The organism is Streptomyces soli, from assembly GCF_003999195.1.
Classification (GTDB): Bacteria; Actinomycetota; Actinomycetes; order Streptomycetales; family Streptomycetaceae; genus Actinacidiphila; species Actinacidiphila soli.
The window spans coordinates 12,926-32,494 of record NZ_RJVR01000056.1 but is presented as its reverse complement, the minus strand read 5'-3'; the positions used below and the strand labels follow the sequence as shown (position 1 = coordinate 32,494).

8 protein-coding genes are annotated in these 19,569 nt (G+C 65.9%); 6 read left to right on the top strand and 2 right to left on the bottom strand.

Going from position 1 to position 19,569, the window contains the following annotated elements; translation table 11 throughout:
• Positions 1–845: 845 nt before the first annotated feature.
• From EFK10_RS03785 to EFK10_RS03770, 4 genes are all read left to right on the top strand, one after another.
• The gene (locus tag EFK10_RS03785; protein WP_164835813.1) at positions 846–3,956 is read left to right on the top strand and encodes a helicase-related protein; all 3,111 of its coding nucleotides are present in this window, start codon (positions 846–848) and stop codon (positions 3,954–3,956) included.
• Positions 3,953–6,730: a DUF1156 domain-containing protein gene (locus EFK10_RS03780; RefSeq protein ID WP_127354348.1), complete on the top strand. Its 2,778-nt coding sequence runs from the start codon at positions 3,953–3,955 to the stop codon at positions 6,728–6,730. The genes EFK10_RS03785 and EFK10_RS03780 overlap by 4 nt, the downstream gene beginning before the upstream one ends.
• Positions 6,731–6,732: 2 nt before the next feature.
• Entirely contained in the window at positions 6,733–9,708 is a 2,976-nt protein-coding gene (locus EFK10_RS03775; RefSeq protein WP_127354347.1) for a DUF499 domain-containing protein, read from the top strand.
• 283 nt (positions 9,709–9,991) lie between these two features.
• Positions 9,992–10,369 (top strand): hypothetical protein, encoded by a 378-nt coding sequence (locus tag EFK10_RS03770; RefSeq protein ID WP_127354346.1) that lies wholly within the window; start codon positions 9,992–9,994, stop codon positions 10,367–10,369.
• Positions 10,370–10,726: 357 nt separating this feature from the next.
• Here EFK10_RS03770 and EFK10_RS03765 read toward each other — a convergent pair whose 3' ends face one another.
• The gene (locus EFK10_RS03765; protein ID WP_127354375.1) at positions 10,727–10,885 is read right to left on the bottom strand and encodes a LexA family protein; all 159 of its coding nucleotides are present in this window, start codon (positions 10,883–10,885) and stop codon (positions 10,727–10,729) included.
• A gap of 1,891 nt (positions 10,886–12,776) precedes the next feature.
• On the opposite strand from EFK10_RS03765, the gene EFK10_RS03755 reads away from it, so the two are divergent.
• Both EFK10_RS03755 and EFK10_RS03750 read left to right on the top strand, forming a co-directional pair.
• Positions 12,777–13,787: a helix-turn-helix domain-containing protein gene (locus tag EFK10_RS03755; protein ID WP_164835812.1), complete on the top strand. Its 1,011-nt coding sequence runs from the start codon at positions 12,777–12,779 to the stop codon at positions 13,785–13,787.
• A gap of 519 nt (positions 13,788–14,306) precedes the next feature.
• Positions 14,307–15,404: a HEAT repeat domain-containing protein gene (locus EFK10_RS03750; protein ID WP_164835811.1), complete on the top strand. Its 1,098-nt coding sequence runs from the start codon at positions 14,307–14,309 to the stop codon at positions 15,402–15,404.
• 1,894 nt (positions 15,405–17,298) lie between these two features.
• Here the strand turns inward: EFK10_RS03750 and EFK10_RS03745 are convergent.
• Complete coding sequence (locus EFK10_RS03745) at positions 17,299–18,795, bottom strand: AAA family ATPase (protein ID WP_240676972.1); 1,497 nt, start codon at positions 18,793–18,795, stop codon at positions 17,299–17,301.
• Positions 18,796–19,569 lie beyond the last annotated feature (774 nt).

Below are 19,569 nucleotides of genomic sequence, written 5' to 3'. Positions count from 1 at the left end.
TGCCGCGACACCTCCGGCCCGGCGGCAGCCACGTCCTAAGTCCAGAAACCAGCGGGCCCGGGAACGGGTACAGCGGCAAAAGGACCAGGCTGCCGAGACGCGCGCCCTGCTGGAACAGAGAGCAGCCGCTCAGGCAGCACAGCGTCGCCGACATCGCATCGTGCAGGCCAAGCCGGAGATCAAGGGCGCAGCGCTCAAGCCGCCGGGTCCGCTCGCCGATCTGCGCCCCATGTGGTGGGAGTTCGACGGGTAGTCCGCACTGGCGTACCGCGTGATGTGGCACGACGCTGGCACGGGTTCGCGGCCTCAGGACTGGACGTTGGCGAAGGGGAGGGTGCCGTGCAGCTCCTTGAACTCGGCGAGCAACGCCTTTTCGGCTTCCCGAGGGGAGTGTGTGGTGGATGCCGCCGTGATTGCGGTGCTGACGCATGCTCACGGACGCCAGCGTTCGCACCGCCGCTTCAGGTAGATCACGCTTTGATCACATAATCTCCACACTGCCTTCGCGGTAGGCATGATGATCCACACGACCGCTCACCAGCGATGTTCCATCCCGGAAACCACGCGTCAGCAACGTCCGCAAGGACGGCCCCTGAGGGCTTGTGTAACTGAACTACCCGCCAGGGTCGTACAGTTCTGCACGATTGGCTGCTGTGTGGGGGGTTCCGGGCGCAGCGATGGACTTCTAACGTGCGTAGTCCGGTGGGCACTGTCAGCTGCGGGCGGGGTGAGATATGGGCACGAACGACTCGGACGATCTGCCGTCCCCTGGTACCCAAGTCTTCATCGACGGCGGGATGGCTACCGTCGTCGCGGCTACCGGTGCTGGCGATGGAGTGGACCTCGTGGTGCGCCGCAGCGACGGTACACTCACCGACACGGCGCTGAGCCTCGCTGAGTTGCGTGCTGCTGCTGTGCCTGTCAACGACGCCCACGGCGACCCCGCCCGGGCGCTCGCGGCGCTGTGGGGCCGGTGGATGCAATACGCCGTCCCGCGCATTCGGTCCGCGGTGCTCGCCACGCGTCCTCTGCGGCCGTACGCGCACCAGGACGAGGCCGTCTTCAGCCACATGCTCGCCCAGCCACGTCTGCGATTCCTGCTCGCGGACGAGCCGGGCACCGGTAAGACGATCATGACCGGCATGTACATCGCCGAGGGCACCCGTCGAGGGCTAGTGCCCGGCAGGACAGTGATCATCGTGCCCGCGCACCTGGTGGAGAAGTGGAAGCGGGACTTGCGCCGCTACTTCGCGATTGAGGGGGCCACGATCACCCCCGAGATCGCGCGGGACCCTCGCGACCTTGATCCACGCGTCAGCGTGTGGGTCGTGAGCGTGGACCTGTACACCTACAACCCCGACGTCCGGCGCAAGGTCTCCGGGGCCCGAGCATCGTGGTCGCTCGCCGTCTTCGACGAGGCGCACCGGCTGACCCCCACCTCCCAGTACCTCGGCGCCGCGAGAGAGGTGGCGAATCGTACCCACCACCTCCTCCTGCTCACCGCTACGCCGCATCGCGGCAAGGAGCACTTCTTCCGCGGCCTGCTCAATCTCCTGGATCCCACGCTGTACCCCTGGGACCCGCGGCAGACCGAGCACGACAATGCGCTGAGGCCCTCGACTCTGTCCTTCCTGCGGAGGATGAAGGAAGAGCTGAAGGACTTCGACGGCAACGACCTCTTCCCGCCCCGGTACGCCGAGACTGTGTCCATCGACCTCAGCGGCACCGAACTCGCTGCCTACACCGCGGTGATGGACTACGTCGACACTTACTACGGCGAGAACGCAACCCTTGCCCGCTCGATTTACGGCAAGCGAGCCGCCTCTGCACTGGTGGCCGCCGCCGCCACGATCACGCGACGGCACGAGGCCCTCAAGGGGCCGGCGTCCAGCCGGGTCGACGGCCCCATACCTGACGAGTTCACTCAGGGCGACGGGTCGGTCAACCTTGCCGTCGAGGACGACGAGGCCTGGGAGCGCGCCGAGGGCATCGTCGTCAACGCCCGCAGCCGCAGCAAGAGCGAAGAGCTCACGGAGATCGACGGGGTCATCGCGACCATCCGACTGGCCACGACCGCCGGCCCGTCCACGAAGTGGCTACGCACCCAGAAGCTCCTCACCCAGCACGGCATCGCACCGGGGCAGGGTCAGCTGCTCATCTTTACCGAGTTCGCCGACACTGCCCGCTGGCTTGCCAGTCAGTTCGCCCACGCCGGGTACAGCGTCGAGACCCTCGAGGGTGCAGTCAGGCACCACGAGCGCGACCAGCTCCAGCAGCGGTTTCTCGCCGGTGAGTTCCAGGTCCTGGTCTCCACCGATGCCGGCGGCGAGGGTATCGATCTGCAGTCTGCACACGTCATGATCAACTGGGACATTCCGTGGTCCCTCGTTCGCCTCGAACAGCGCATGGGCCGACTGCACCGTATCGGCCAGACCAAGCCGGTGCACATCTACCACCTCGTGGCTCCCGATACCCGGGAGGGGCGGGTCCAGGAGGTCATGCTCGGCAACCTCGAGGCTGCCGGAGAGGCGCTCGAGGGACGGATCTTCGACTTGCTCGACGCGACTGCCGCCCGCACTGGCTTCGACTACACCCGCGCGCTCGTAGACGCTCAAGCCGGTCAGGCTGTCACGGTTCCCGATACAGCCGAGCTGCTGTCCAGGGCACGGGAGTTGGTCAGCGACGAGAACCGGCTCCACACGCCCGCCAACACCGAGGCCGCGCTCGACCGGTTCCGTAGCGACCGCCTCGAGGCGATCAACCCCGTCATCGTTGACGGCTTCGTCGACCAGCTCGCCCGTGCCGAGCAGTGGCGCCTCGGCCCGGGCCCGGCCAAGGGCATCCGCCGCGTTACTTCGGCCCGGCTGCTGCCGCCGACACTCGGCGGTGAGCACGAGGCGCTGGTCGCTGCTGACGGTGCCTCTGTTCGGCAGGCGATCAACGACGGCTCTCAGGGGCTGGATGACGTCGTTGTGCTTGGGCCTACCGAGGAGTCGTTCGCCGAACTGACCGACCTCGCGCTGCGTACTGGCGAGAGCGAGCTCATCCGGGGCACGGTCCTCAGCGACCCCGCGTCGCTGACGAACTACACCTTCCTGGTCTACGACGCTGAGGTCGAGGTGCACGACGGCATCCGGCGGCAGCGGCGCAAGTCCCCGGTCCTCATCCGGTACTCCGGTGCCGGAGCGTTCGAGAGCGCCTGGGAGTCCCTCATGCTGCTCAGGCCAACCGGTGCCAGCCATGGCGCGCCGCCCCTGTCCCCGGCGCTGCGGCACGACAGCGCGCTGGAAGCCCGCGCGGCGCTCGCGCGTGAGGTTGCGCGTGCCCGCGCGGAGCGGGAGGCGTGGGTCGACAAGGCGCGCCAGCAGCTTGACCAGGTCGAGTACCGCTACATGGATGAGCTTGAGGATCTGCCCGCCACCGAACGGCGTGAGCGGATGTCCCGCTTCGAGGAGCTCAAGCGCAACCGTCTCGCCCAGCTCGACGACATCAGCAAGGTCGGGCAGAGCGCTCCCCGCTTGGTCGGTTGGGCCCACGTCGTCGGTGAGGCCCGCGCCGATCAGCTCGGCTACGACCCCGACAGTGAAGCGGTCGCGGTGGCCACCGTCCTGGCTGAGCTGGACCGGCTCGGTTTCGATGTGGACGACCGCCAGACCGCCGGCGTCGGCTACGACCTGCTCGCCCGGCACCGCACGACCCGAGAACAGCGCCTGGTCGAGGTCAAGGGCTTCCACGCGGGCTTGGAGCCGGTGTGGTTGGAGCAGCACGAGTGGGCTCAGGCGCAGCAGCGCGGCCAGGACTACTGGCTCTACATCGTGGCCAACTGCGCCACATCCCCGACAGTCCTCGTACGCGCCCAGGACCCAGCCAGGCTCCTAGCCACCGGGCCACGGCGCATCGAGCGGTTCCAAATCAAGGTTGCCGACCTGCGTCGGCTGATGGGAGAGCAGCGGTGACCACCACCAACCAAGCGCCGTCGACTGACACGACGGCCACCGCGGACACCATCGGTGACGTGCACAGCCGCCTGATCGACCACTGGTTCCCGTGCTCCTCGGTCGACGCCGCGGTCGGCACCCCGGCCGGATCCGGCCGCAGCGAAAAGGCCCTCTTCACCTGGTTCGCCTCTCGCCCCATTGCTCAGGCGCGCGCCGCTGTGCTGGCGGCGCTCCTGCCGAACCAAGCGATCCACCACAACGATGTGCGCCTTGCGATCGAGCGCGGGGACTTGGGCGCGCAGCAGCGTCTCCGTCAGGCGATCGCCGCTCAGTATCCGGCGGGTCGCCCTGTCGTTCTCGATATGTTTAGCGGTCGCGGCATCATTCCGCTCGAAGCCGCGCGCCTCGGCGTGACCGCCGTGGGCACGGATCTGAGCCCGGTGGCCACCTTGGCTGGCCGTCTGCTGGCTGACTACACACTGCGCGATTGGTCTGCGGAGCCGGATCTCCCCTTCGAGCAGCCTTCGACGGATGAGGGCCTGTTCGACGAAGACGAACCTCGCCTGCTCAAGGACGTACGTCTGGTTCTGGCTGAGGTCGGGTCTCGGGTCGCGGCGGCCACATCTCCGCTGTACCCGCGTAGCAGCAACGGCGCCTTCCCCTGGGCCTACCTGTGGGCCGTCACCATCCCCTGCGACAACTGCAAGCGCCGTTTTCCCCTGATTGGTTCTCTCGTCCTACGGCACCCGTACAAGTACACGGAGGATGACGGGCAGTCGCTACGGCTGGTCGTTGAGCAGGACACGTGGCGGACTGAGGTCATCGAGGGGCCGCCGATCCAGGAGCCAACCTTCGCTGCGGCTTCCGGCAAGAAGGGGAAGAGCGCGCGGTGCCCGTTCCCCACATGCGGTCACTTGCACACGCTTGAATCTGTGAAGAGCATGGGGCACGCAGGGCAGTATCGCGACGCTCTGCTAGCCGTCGGCGAGGAGCTTCTGGGATCCCGCAAGGTCTTCAGGGTACCGACCGAGGAGGAGGTCAACGTAGCGACATCGGTTGACCCGTCCTCTTTGCGGTCATTGGCTGGCCTTTGCGCCGTACCCGATGAGGTCATACCTGCGGGGAACCAGGACACCGTGAGGGCCAGTGCGTACGGCTACCGCACTTACGGAGACCTGATGAATGAGCGGCAGACCACCAAGTTCGTCGCAACCGCTCGTGCTATTCAGAAGGCCGCTGCTGACTGCGTCGCGGCGGGCGTCAGCACCGAGTACGCCACAGCGCTGGCCGGGTACGCAGCCGCGAACCTGCAGCGCCAGCTCCGCCTGGCCACCCGCGGCGCCAAGTTGCGCAGTCACGGCAATCCGAACGGCACAGCTCAGAACCGCGCTCAGGTTGACCACGTCTTCTCCAACGAGAGCAAGGTCTCGTTCAACTTCGACTACGTCGAGGCGGGGCCCGGGAATGGCCCAGGCACGTGGTCCAGCGTCAGCGATAGCGGCATCAACGCTCTTAAGAAGGTCCTTGCGGAGTCGCCCGCCGGCCGCCCCGGGCGCTTCCGGCGAGCCTCTGCGATCGCCCTTCCCTTCCGGGACGGATCCGTGGACGCCGTCATCACTGACCCGCCCTACTACAACATGATCGACTACGCCGACGCGTCGGACCTCTTCTACGTCTGGCTTCGCCGCGTGCTTCGCGAGCTGATGCCTGACTTGTTCGACCACGCCGGACGTGACGGCCTGCAGGACAAGACCGACGAGATCATCGTCAAGCGCGGCAACGCCCCGGGTGAGCACCGGACTCGCGACTTCTACGAGCAGATGCTGAGCCGTGCCTTCGGCGAGGCACGGCGCGTGCTGCGCGCGGACGGCCACCTCGTCGTCGTGTTCGGGCACTCCGACCCGGACGCGTGGCGACGGCTGCTCGGTGCCCTGCACGATGCCGGCTTCGTCGTCACCAGTTCCTGGCCGTCGAGGACCGAGACGGCCTCGACTGGCGTGGCGAGCATCAAGGTGACAGTCGCGATCGGTTGCCGTGTCGCCGCCGCGAACCGGCCGCTCGCCACCGCCGCTCAGGTCGACCGTGAGGTTGCCGAGCGGGTCAAGGCCGCTGCACGGGAGTGGGACCGCGATGGCCTGGCCCTCACTGACCAGCTCATGGCTGCCTATGGGCCGGCGATGGAGGTCTACGGCCGCTACGCCAAGATTCTCAAGCCCGACGGCAAGCAGGCCGAGCTCGACCGCTACCTCACGCTGGCGCGCGCCGCGGTCCGCGATGCCACGGCGCTCAAGCTGGATGAACTGCCGCTTGAGACGTTCGACGCGCCGACCCGCTTCGCCGTTTTCTGGCAGCGGCTGTTCGCGCGCTCGGACGTTCCCAAGGGCGAGGCTCGATTTCAGGCGCAGGCGGACAATCTGCACCTCGAGGATCTGCGCGGCGCGCTACTCACGGAGAGCAAGAGTGGCTACAAGTTGCGACTCGACGCCCCGAGCGCTGTCAGCGACAAGTCCTCGACGTTCGAGGTGGTCCGGGCCATGGCCGCCGCCTGGGACCAGGGCGCCACCGAAGGCGTCGCCGCTGTCGTCGCCCAGTCCGACCGGCAGCCCACTGACGCACACCTGTGGGCCGTCGTCGGGGAGATCCTCGCGCAGCTGCCGCCCAGCGACACAGTGGCTAAGGCTCTCACCGCCGTTCAACGCAACGCCGGCACCATCGCCAACCTCGCGCACCGCGTCGCCGCCGCGGAGCGCGACGACCAGCTCACCCTGTCGTTCACCACCAAGGAGTCCTGAGCATGTTGACCGGCACCGCTTCGCACTGGGCCGATGTCCTAACGCTGCGGCCCGAGGTCACCGCGTCTGATGGCTCAGTGGGCGAACTGCAGATGAGCCTGCATAAGGCGGTCTATCAGACCATTGACGTGCCCTACCGCAAGGTCGACTACTACGGCGACATCACCCAGCCCACCCCGAACCTCGTCGGCTTCTTCAGTCGCGTTGCTCGTCGGCTAGGCAGCGACGCCGAGACCAGGGCTTTGTTCCATCTCGACCAAGGCATGGGTGGAGGCAAGAGCCACGCCCTCGTCGGGCTCTACCACATGGCCAACTCGCCGCGGGAGTTCTTCGCCACGGAGCTGGGCCGGAGTGTCCGAGGTGAGGCGCAGCATGGCGGCATCGACGTGGACTTCACCGGTGCCCAAGTCGTCGTTCTCACTGCTGACTACTTCAGCCCGGGCCGGACCAGTGAGACGTTCGGTCCGGCCACGAATCTGTTCGAGCGGTTCCTCTGGTCGCTGACCAACGGCGACATGGACCGCTACAAGCGCTACGTCGAGGCCGGGATACACAAGGGGACGCTGCAGCAGGCGCTCAGTGACGCGGGACGGGCGGTGCTCATCCTGCTCGACGAGCTCATGGACTACGTGCTGCAGCTCTCCGACGCGACCAACGTCGACAGCATGCCCAACGAGCAAGCGTTCCTTAACGCCCTCATGGATGCCTGTGACGACGTTCCCCGCGTCGTATGTGTCGTGGTCATGATACGCAGCGAGCTCGACGAGCACGGCTATCCCCTGCTTGCCGACCACTTCCGCAGCTACGTTTCCGACCGGCTCGTGCGTAACGGCCAGGACGGGAGAGTCGCGGTGACCGAGTCCCACGACTTTGCCTCGATCATCCAGCGCCGCCTGTTCGAGCCAGCCAAGGTGGGCGCTGCGGCGTCGCACGTGGCCAAGCAGTACGACGCGGCAAGCGCAGTTGGCTGGCGGGACAAGGTGCTCGACAAGCTCGGCCCGACCCGCGGACTGACCGGTTTCGCAGAGCGAGTCGAGGCAAGTTACCCCTTCCATCCCGAGCTCATGCGACTGGTGCGCGAGGAGTGGTCACAGGTCCAGAACTTCCAACGCGTCCGTTCCACGGTCGCAATCTTCGCCCGGACCGCGATGCACTGGGTCACCGAACACCAGGCCGGGCGCTGGGCGCCAACCCTCATCGGCGTCGGCGACATCCCCCTCACCACCGCCCTCGAGCAACTGCTGTCCTCTGGCCTGTTCATGGGCAACGACCGGGCCATTCAGGGCTACCGCTCGGTCGCCACCACCGACATCACCAGTACCGACGGGTCCGCAGGACGCGCCGTCGCCATCGACCAGCGTCTTCACGCTGCCAGTGTTACGGCCCGCCAGGACCACGCGGGCGTGCGCATGGCCGCCGCCCTGTTCTGCTACTCGATGGTTGCCCGCTCGCGCGGCGGCCGGGGGGCGACCAAGGCCGAGATGCTTGCCGCCATCCTCGAGCCGACTCCGGCCCCCGGTACCCCCTACACCGACGCTGAGGAGGTCTTCAACGCTCTCACCGGCGAGGACGGCCTCGGCGCACTTGAGATCACCCAGCCGGCCAACGCACCCGGGCGCTACTACCTGTCCATCAGACAGACGCTCCGGATGTACTTCACCGCCTCCCTCGCGCTAATAGACCCACCCTCGTGCGAAAAGCTGGTTTGGGAGCAGACACAGAGACTCGCTCGTCGTGGGACTTTTGACGAGATCCGCTTCATCGACGCGCCGGCCGCCACCGGGGTCATCGACCCCGCGCGCACGTTTGACGGAGTGGACTCGGCCGTCACCCGCCTCGTCGTGCTCGACTCGCGCCGCTGGACCCTGCTCAACGGCAAGGACACCCTCAGCCGCGCCGAGATTACCGCTCTCCTCGGGCTCGGACCCGACGCGCTGCGCGTCGACAATGCCGCCAGCTGCATTGTGGCCTGCGTGAACACACAGCGGCGGGACGTGGCTCGCAAGCGCGCCAGGGAAGTCCTCGCCTGGCGCAGTGTCCTCAAGCAGATCAACCCTGAGGACGTCGACGAGTTCCGCGAGGCCACCACCAAGGTGACCGAGGCTGAGGACAAGCTCAAGAAGGACATCGAGAAGGCCTTCCAGCACTACGCCTACCTCGTCCGCGCCTCGGACGGGCTGCATGTGGAGTTCAAGCGGTTCGACGACGACAGCAAGTCATCCCTGCGCGGTGACCAGGTGTGGGCGGCGCTCGTCGAGGCTGGTCGCGCCACGAACATGGCCGGCCTCTCGGCGGACTACCTCGCCGCCCTGCTGGACACCTTCGAGCGCACCCTGACCCCCCGCGAAGTCGTCCAATCCTTCTACAAGAACCCCTTGTTCCCGCTGGTTACCGCGACCGACGAGATACGCCAGGCAATCTTCGCTCTGCTCCGCAACGGCTGGGAACTGGCGGACTCCGACGGTGACAAGCTCGCCATCGCCTCTCCGGAACACATCTCGATCGGCTCCATCAGCCAGAACCTTCGCCGCGCCGTCAAGGCGGCCGAGACCGTGCCCGCCGCCGGTGGTGTGTCCAGGGGCACCACGACGATTTCGATTCCTAAGCAGCCAGGCGAGTCAGTCAGCGGCGGAGAGCACGGCGGGCTGTTCGGCGTCGGCGACCAGGAGTACCGGGCCACGACGGGACAGGCCAGCGAGGCCAGCACCGGAGATTCCGCTCCGAGCAGCTCGGAGCCTACCTCCTTCAAGCGGTACATCATCGAACTCACCAACCGCAGCATCACCGCTCCAGAGGCTCGTGAGCAGGTCTGGCAACTCTTCAAGGAACTGAGCAAGGTCCTAGATGCACCGAGCACTAACCACCAGCTCATTAGCCTGAGCGTCACGCTTATTACGTCGGAGGGCGCACAGGGGGCCATCGAGCAGAAGGCGCAACAAGCTGGTGCACGCGTCAGGGTCGAGGACGACGACTTCTAGCTAGGAGCGTGGGTGAGTAATGGTTCCCGGCGAAAATGACCTCCACACGGGGCCGATTCTGGCCCCCGCCGGAGCGATGACCCTCCACTGGATGGTCTTTCGCGGCCATTTGATGGCTCGCACGCCCCCCCGGGAACGCGCTAACCCCGTTACGGGGACACGCTCCTAGCCGCGACAGTGAGCGGCACGCCAAGGGTACTGGTACTGCTCGCAGCCGGTCAGTGTGTTGCCGTGTGCCGTGTGCCGTGTGCCGTGCGACGGGGGTGAGGAGGATGCGCCCCTCGTGCGTGAGAACTTGGGCGTAGCGCGGCAGGCGCTGGCCGATCAGAGGAGAGGGGCACGAGCAGTGGCGTACGAAGATCTAGTGCGGACGTTCTGGCGGACGTACCGGCCGGCCGAGGTGGAGCGGATGGGCAACACCGGCCTGGAGGAGTTCGTGCGGGGGAGGTCGGAGGAGATCGTGGAGCAGATCGGCGAGGTGGCGGACGATCTGGTGCCGACGCTGCGGGAGGGAACAGACGTGGTGGAGCGCGCCGGCGAGGTGAAGAACGCCAGGTTCCGGGCAAGGTCGATGGTGCTGCAGGAGATGGTGTATGGGATGGAGAAGGAGCCGGGAACGGAGACGAAGGACATGCCGCGCGTGTCTCTGCCTCCACTGTGACCTTTGGTACCCCGAGCAGGAAGCGGCTACCCCGTACTTCGAGCCTCCGGCCAACGGGGAGCCGCTTCGCTCCCGCCAGGCCGCTCAACCGGGTGAAGGCGAACATCGCCGCTATCGAGATCCTTCACCGCCTGGAGCAGGGGCAGCGGCCGGCGACTCCGGAGGAGCAGCGTTCCCTCGCCCGCTGGTCCGGCTGGGTGCCAGCCCGCAGGTCTTCAAGCCTTCAGCAGCTCGCGGAAATGGTCCGGGGGTGTCCGAAAAGCGTTGAGGTGATGCAAGAAAGGCAAACTCGGCAGCGGCGTCTGGTCGGGCCATGATCGGTACCCGTGCTGGGTGTTCTGCTCATCCATCATGCCGTCAGCCGCCGGGGCGGGTGGAGCGCCATCCCTGTTCGGTGCGGCTGATCGCTCCTTCTTCTTCCAGTTTGCGGAGTTGATGGAGCACGGATGAGGTGCTGGAGAGGCCGACTTGCTTACCGATTTCCCGGATCGTGGGTCCCTCTCCGCGTTCGACGATCCACTACGTGATGCAGCGCAAGATTCTCAGTCTTGTCTCGGTGCTGCGATCGGTCATGGAGACTCCCCTCCTCCTCTGTCTGGGTTTCCGGTACGCGGGCCTGGTGGCGCAGTTCCACGCGCGCGGCGGGGGAGCGGCCTGGGTCGGTTCGCCAGAACGGGTGCCAGAGCAGGCGGGAGGACAGCCACAGCAGGCGGCGTCGGAGGAGCGCGGCGTGAGCCGGGTCCCCGGCGAGCCGTGCGTAGGTGCGGTTCCAGTCGCGCTGGGTCTGCACCAGGTCGGACGGGAAAGCGGTGTGGGCCATGTCCGAATTCAATCACGTGTTCGATTTCTGCTGCCATGCCATCGTTCTCACTCGATCGGGTGGTGTGACCGGGTAGTCGGACACCGCGGGCAGCGTCGAGTCCCAGCGCATCAGACCCGGACATTCCGTCCGGGTGGTCCCTTGTTCCGCGCCGCACGCTGGCCCTGGTGGTGAGCGACTGAGATCAGTCGCCCGGTTTCACCACGCCGTCGGTACCTTGAGAGATGCCCCTACTCAGACGCGGAGGCAACACCCCATGCGTGGTCTTGGAGATCACCTCAGCATCGGCGAATGAGGTCCTTCCGCGCGTTCGTCTTCACCGAGCTGGAGCCCGACGCGGTCATCGTCCACGACCGCTACCAGAACTACGACAGCAGGTAACTGGGCGACCTGACACACCAGTTGTGCCTGGCCCACGTCCTGCGGGACCTGGCCGGCGCCGCCGAGTCTGCGGAGTATTACTGGAGTACTACTGAAGAGTCCGCGACCGCGCCGCCCAGCTCACGCCTGACAGGTCAATCTGGCACGCATTGCCGAGTACTGAGCGATGGGCGCGACCGTCGGGCTCGACCAGTAGGTCAAGCTCGACGGCTGCTACCGGGCGGTGGTTGCAGCGGAATGCGCCGGGCCTAGGGGGGCCGCCGCAGCTGCCTGCAGGGCATGCCTGCAAGACTGCTGCCACGGGGCCCCTAGCTAGGGTCGTCCTCAAAAGAAGATTCAAGCAGGGGCTGCGAAAACGGCGTCAGGGCCCTGCAGGCCGCCTGGGCGGACGCAGAAGCCTTGGTGTCCGCCGGACCCTTTTGCGGCCGCCAGAGGGGCCTTTATGGGCCGCTACGGCACTCCGCGGGCTCTATGCCTTCCACATTGCAACGTGCCGTGCCTGAGAGGCCGACGACGGTCAGCCGGGGCCGGGAGGGGAGCAGGGCGCACCCGTTATGTCACGTAACGATTTCGAAGCCCCGGCGACCTCCACCGCGATCTGCGCATCCCTACGGGACTCGTACACCCACTTCCTGAAGGACCTCCGGCAGTACAGCCGCGTCCGGCCAAGGCCTGACGTCTGCTGCACCACCCCCCGCATCACTCGTGTGCTCGCTCATGCCGGCCATCCTCCCGGCCTGGCGCAGCGATCAGCCCAGCAGCTCCCAGCCACGATGCGCTCGCAGCACGGGCCGACGTCGAGGCCGCACCGGGGACTTGGTTGGGAGACCAGCTGCTCTCCGGCGCTCCCTCCACTGCCGCGAGTAGCAGGGGTTGCACAAGCCCGTTGCGTGCACCGGCCGGGAGCAGCCGACCTCCGAACATTCCGGCCCGGCCGGAGAGGGGGACGAAATCTGGGGAACGGGGAGACCCTTCCGGCGTCGGTAGTCGTCCAGCGATATCACGGTCATTGGTGCGCCCTTCCTGGTTGGCCATTACCAAGGATTGTCCGCGTCCAGCGAGACTACCTAGGAAACGCAATCGGCCCGATCCCAACGCCGCGAAGCAGAGGACCGGGCCGACCAACCAAACAGAAGGTACCTCATGTATTCAACCACGAACGATGCGGCCACTGACAAGCACCCTTACGGCATGGTGCCGCGAGACATGCTCAGCGACCTCCGGCCGACACACTTCCGCCAGTGGTTCATCTTGGAGCGCTTCGCCGGAAAGCGGGACTACATAACCTCAACCATCAAGGACCTGGCCGCAATCTGGGAGATCAAGGAACGCGCAGCCAGGGACAGCCTCAAGGCCATTAAGGATGTTGGTTGGGCGGCCGTCGACCCGAATACCGGAATTGAGCACACCAACCGCATCTGGCTCCCCTGGTACCGGCTCTCTGTCACCGCCGATGACTACGACCCCGCCTATGAGTACGACCCCGACGGGGTCAACGCGTTCATCTCGAAGATGGAAGCGGAAATGGCAAACCGGCGCACCTGGAGGGAAGAGCGGGCCAAAGAGCGGGCCACTGCAACTCTCATCGACAGCGGGGCACGGTCCGTCCGCGAAAAGATGATGACCCGGAGGGGGACGGAGTTCCCCTACATCCACGTTCCCGTGGCCGTCGAAGCAGCGCTGCCCAAGGGAAGGCAAGGAGACACGGACTTCCTGGTGTGGACCGCCCTGCGGTCGTTTCTGAGGTCGAAGAAAATCTACCCATCGGCCAAAACCATCGCAGAGATGACAGGACTCAAGAGGGAGACAGTCGCCAGGTCGATCAAGCGTCTGGTGTCGGCTGGCCTGCTGCTCCCCACCGGCCAGACGGAATGGAATGGCGTGAAGGTCTACACGGTGCCAACAGAGCTATCCGGCAGGAAGATCAGGGCCGAGCAGGCCCAGGCCGAGCAGGCCCAGGCCGAGCAGGCCCAGGACGAGCAGCACGCCCGCAATCTAGCCAGGCTTGAGAAGTTCGCAGTGGTGGCCAGCCGTAGGGCGGATGCACGCCGCGAGGCGGAAGAGGAACGCCGTAGGGCAGAGGAACGCAGGGATGCCGAGAAGAAGGCCGCACAGGCGGCACTCACCGCCAAGTTGAGGTCCCAGCGGTCCCAGCGGATGGAAGACCTAGAAGAGAAGGAGGAAGTCGAGGAGGAGTTGGAAGAGGTTGCGGTGTGATCTCTTCCCCTTACCGCGCCCTGCGCGGTGGTTTCCCGGCATTCTTTAACCTTCCCGGTATCTATTACTGTTCCTGGTATTCATTGTGTGACTTTCACTGCCGCCGAAGCCCTGGTGGTGTGACTTTCACTGCCGCCGACATGTGACTTTCACTGCCGCGCTGCCATGTGTGCACCACCAGGCCGACGTCCCAGGGCCGGGTTTCCGGGGCCGGTGAAGGGCTTCCTCGGTGTCCTGTCGAATTGCATCTGTCAGATAGCGAGCCGTCGACCTGCTGGGATGCCAGGCCGTTTGAGAAGACGGAGGCTCGGGGTTCTCAAACGACCTGGCTTTCGTGGAGGGTGGTTCACAGAACCGCCCAAAGGCGGCAACAGGTGAGACATGCCTGCGGGGACCCCCGGCACCCCGGTGCAACCGGTTGTCAGTGCTGTTCGGCAGGGTGTGCATGTGACGAATCGAGACGAGGAACGTGGTGCCCCCATCTGGTCTGGACTGCCTTCGACGGCCAGAGAGCTGCTCATGGCAACCGAATGGGGCGCCCTGCAGCATGCATATGGGAGCGCCGAGGACACCCCGCCGTACCTGTGTCAACTCCTGAACGAAGATCCCGAGGTGCAGGCCGAGGCACTGGGAATGCTCGATATGTCCGTGTTGCATCAAGGATCCTTGTACAGCTCCACCCCGCCGGCCGCACTGTTCGTCGCAGCGATCCTGACCCACCCCCAGACTTTGGCCGAGCACGAGAGCTTCTTCCCCTGGGACGACCGGACTCGACCCCTACGGGCCGCACTACTCGACTGGCTCGGCCAGATTGCCGACTCGGCCTCCTACGGCGAGGACCCCGGCAGCGAGGACGAGTACGGGGATGAGTACGACGGCGAGGACGAAGACGAGCTCGAAGCGATCCACGCATGCCGGAGTATCCGACGCGAGCTCTACGACGCGGTCGAACCGTTCCTCGACGATCCGCATCCGGACACCCGAGAGGCAGCCCTCGGAGCGGTCACCCTGCTTCTGAAGGCACCCGACCTCACCGAGCTCCTTCCCCACGCCGCCCACCGCCTGCGTAGCGTTCTCGCAGCGGACGGCAGCCGCCGAGAACGCTCCTCTGCAGCTCTGGCCATGGGCGCCTGGGGCCAGGACACCACCGGCCTCCTCAACGATCCTGATCCAGCCGTGCGCGCCTGCGCCGCTCTGGCCACAGGATGCGCGCACATGCCACGCGCCACTGCCGTCCTGCTCGAAGCCCTGCAAAACCCGGTCGAGGCAGACCACTGGTTCCCCGACCCACTCCCTCAATTCGACGGCTGGCTCCGCTTCACCCTCCTGAAGGCCGTCCTTGACCGCGTCGACGCCTTCGAAGACCTAGCTCCGGCAGCCATGGCCCTGATACCGCTCGCCAGCGACTACACCGTCGACCGCGACTGGGGTCCGCTGCTCGTCAAAGCCTTTCCCACCGGCTACAGCCCCGGCCTGCCACTGTCGGCCGCGCAACGAGAGCTTCTGAAAGCCGTCACCGCCAATGACAACTGCTGGGGGAACATTGGCAACAAATTCCGCTGGCTCAGGGAAGTCGGCCTGCCAGAGCAGCGCGACGCCATCCGAGCCCTGCTCTGATCACACGGCCACCGGCTGATCTGGTCCAAGAATAAAGCCTGTCCGCAGTCCGCTGTGTACGGGGCAAACGTCGTCGCTCAGCGCGCGACGCAATGAGAATCCGACAGCACGAACGAGAAGCAGTGAGAATCCGACAGGCTCAGTGCGACAGGACACTCGGTACCGTGTCCGTCGTCATCATCCACGCTCAGGGAGGACACCAGACATGGGACGAGGACACCAGACATGGGACGCAGGAGGCCGAACAAGCCGCGCCCGGAGAGGCCGTTGGTTACCTTCCACGAGGTACGCACGGAGGACGATCTCCAGGCCACCATGGCGAAGATGATCCCTCAGCCCAAAGGAGGGAGACTGGCGACCCGACGTCCTCGGTGTCAAGAAGGTCTCCATCCAGCCAGGCCCGGATGGCTGGCCCCTGATCAACGGCCACCGGCTAACCCGTGAAATGAGCGAGGCACTCAAGGCCGACCGGCCGGAGCAGGCCGATCACTTTGACTATGACGACATCGTGGAATTCGCGCGGGATATGGGACAACCCGTGTTCGACGGTCCCCTGTTTGGGAAGCCCTGGTTACCCTCTGCCTGGTGGTGTGACTTTCACGCCGCCGTGGTGTGCGTTTCAGGCCCCACCGGTGTGACTTTCGCTTTCCCGGCCAGACCAGCCGGCTGCCCAAGACCAGGAAACCTCCGGCGGGCCCCATTCCCACAGGGGCGGGGCTCCGTTGCTGGGTGCACGTTTCGGGGTGGCTGGGAAGGTCTCGGCCCGTCTCCCTGCCGGCCGGTCGGCACCCAATGGGCTACCACGGAACCTACGGGCCTTTCTTGGCCTGGGGGAGTAGCTGCAGCACGGCCTGAGAGCAGGGGACGGCCTGTAGAACCCGTGGTATGGCTGGCGCTGCCGACCGACCAGAGGGGGATCCGTCCCGAGAGGGAGGCCCGTCGCTGGCGCTGCTCCCTGGACCGGTCCCCTCCATGGTCGAGAATCCGGGGCCGAAGGGAGGCAGACCACTCCCACCACCAGGACATGAGAGACACAGCCTCGTAGACTCTCTCCCGGCGCAGAAGTAGCAGCTCCTTTGCCTACGGCCATAGATGCTATTTCGCTCAATCGACCTGGCAACTAGTTGCTATGCCGGCATGTCGCTACGTCTCTCGTTCAGGCCATTTCTCCCGGTTTCTGGCTATTCCCAGCGCCACCTAGTAACTCTTGCTGGCATTCCACCTTTGGAGACCGGGTATTGGTCGTGTGTTTCTGCCTACAGGTGTGGCGCAGTGGCATAAGTGGCCTCGAATTCGAAGAGGGGGTACCCTTAAGTGAATTGGTCCCAAAGGTGCCGCCCTAGTCGCTCGAATAGGTCCATGCGCGAGAGATCAGACAGTGGCCTTGAACCATGAACGAAATTGCAGCCACATTCCCGAATGGGCAGAAATCTCAGCGCAGCCCGATTAGGCGGGAGCATCGCCCAAGCACTCAGCACGGTCGTAGGGGAGATCGCCAAGCGGAGCCCGACGTGGGCAGGGAAACCGACGAACCCGGAGCAGGAATCCGGGGGCAGGAGAAGCCACTGTAGTACCCCGTTGTGTGTGAATGTTGGCATCGGCGTTGGCGTACAACTCGCTTGATCCTTCGACGGTCAGACTGCGTTGTCTAGGGATTTCAGAAGGGGAGAAGGCCGATGAAGTCCTCCAAGCGCTCGGGATCGACGCTCTGGCCAGGGCCAGAAGGAAGCAACTCAGGATCTCGACGTGGCCACCTCGCTCGCGGCCGGCACTCGGATCGTGACCATGGAGAGCCTCCACACGACTTCAGCGATCCGCTCTGCTCGTACGGGCCGCTCTGCTCGTACGGGAGTTCTCACAGGCCGTGTAGGTGCCAGGCCCGCACGGTAACGGTTCAGCGGATGGAGCCGACGAGTTCGACGAAGGCGTCGTTGAGGTCTTGGGTGCGGATGCTGGTCAGCTCTTGTCGGGTGGGGGTGCGGTCGCCGAGGGTTTCGGCCAGGCGCAGGTCGCGCAGGGCGCGGGTCTTCTCGCACCAGGTGCGGACGAAGCGACCGTTGCCCAGCGAGTCTGCCCAGCCCTTCTCCTCCACGACTATGCAGCAGTCGGCGAGCTTCTTCCGCGCATCCGTGGTGAGCGTTTCTCCTGCGGCATCGAAGAGGCGGTGGGCGATCTGGCCGAGCTCGCCTGCCGAGTAACCGGGGAAGTCGACCCGGGTGTTGAAGCGGGAGGACAGGCCGGGGTTGGTGGCCAGCAGCTCGCGCATCTCCTTCTCGTACCCGGCCAGGACGATCACGAGTCGGTCGCGGTCATCCTCGGCCCGCTTGAGCAAGGTCTGGAGGGCTTCGTCACCGAACGTGTCACGGTGACCGTCGCGTCCGCTGGTGTTGGACAAGGCGTACGCCTCGTCGATGAAGAGAACGCCGTCCATGGCCCGATCTATGAGCTCCTTGGTGCGTCCAGCGGTATGACCGACATAGCGCCCGACGAGGTCGCCGCGGTGGGCCTCAACGATATGGCCTCGCTGCAGCAGGCCGAGGCCCGCGAAGACCTTCCCGACAATCCGCGCTACCGTGGTCTTTCCCGTGCCGGGCGGCCCGCAAAAGACCAGGTGATGCGGGGTCAGGCCGCCGTTGAGCCCTTGCGCCTCCCGCTCGGCAGCCATCCGCAGCTGTGCGATCAGTATGCTGACCTGCCGCTTCACGGGAGCAAGACCGATCAAGCTGTCGAGTTCCGTCCGCGCCTCACCGAGCAGCCTCGCACGCTCCGCCTCGGTCAGCGCGGGCGCGATGGGGACATCGACGTGCTGGTCGTCGTGCTGGGGCGGCGAGACGGCTTCCGGTTCGGCCGCGCCGCTCCAGGTCGCGCTGCGGTGCCCGCTGAGCCGGCTGAGGTCTCGGTTCACCTCGATGTCGATCGCCGCAGCGGTTCCGGGCTCGAGCGAGTAGCCGTAGATGCCAGTGGCCCGCTTGCCAGGCAGCACAGTGCCGGAGAGCCGGGCACCCGCGCCGTGCAGCGCCTTGGCGCTGCACCCTTCAGGTCCGCTGCGCACCGTCGGATCGATGTTCAGGAGCGCGAAAGCATCGGAGGTGTTGTTGGCGACCGTGACGGCGAACTGGACGGCATCCCCCCGGTCCCGCTCGTACTCGGAGGGCGTGTAGCGGCGCAGGCTGGACACTCGGATCTCCAGCCCGTCCTCGTACGCGGAGGTCTCGCCGACCGCCAGCGGCCGCGGTTGTGCGGGAACGGGGAAGATGACGCGGTCTGTCACATCAGCCGTCTTGGAGTTGAGCTGCTGGATGAATTCAATGGCATCACGGATGGCCGCATCCCGCGCGCTGTCACCGTTTGCCGCGTTGCTGGTGGGGACTTCGGGGCCGCCGTACGTCACCAGTTCTCGCTCTCTGTACTTCCGCTCCGTGGGGTTGGTGCGCCAGGCGCGGTGACGGAGGGTATCGATTTGTACGGGCGGTGCCAACGTTTGTGGCGTCCAAACCCACTGGGGTTCAGATGTCGTCCTCGTCGATGAGGTATCCGCGTAGGGGACGGGGCGAGGCTTTCGTGGAGGTCATCGGGCCTGGGCGGGGGTGAGCTTGAGCATAGCGAAGTCGTCGAGGATGAAAATGTCCGGGACGGATGGGTTCGCGCAGACGTTTGACCCGGGTTCCGTCTGCGGGGCCTCCGGCGAGGTCGGACAGGGCCTGACTGGTCTTTGTGAAGCAGACCTCGGCTCCGCGGCGGACCGGTCCTGGACACGGGCGACTATCTCTCGTACTGGCTGGAGCACGTCGCCACGCCCCGGAGGCGACTACGCCCATTGACGATGGCCCCCAATCTACGTGGTGTTAGGGGGCCGTCCCAGCAAGCAGATTAGTGACCGGAGCCAGGTGAGTTGCTCGTCGGTCGGGCAGCAGCTTCGCCGCGACCGTACTTGGCGCGGGGAGACTGAGGCGATCCTGACCGCCCTCCAGGGCCACGCTGACGCCCTCTCCACCGATGAGATCCGGGACCACGCCCACCGCTTCGACAGGGACTCCGATGACATCCTCATACGAGCCCCAGGACGAAGAGACCGACGAGGACCGGGCCCGCCGCCTGGTCTCCAACACCGTGAAGGATCTAGACGAGGAGCACGAGCGTTACGCCGTTTCGAACTGCTACCACG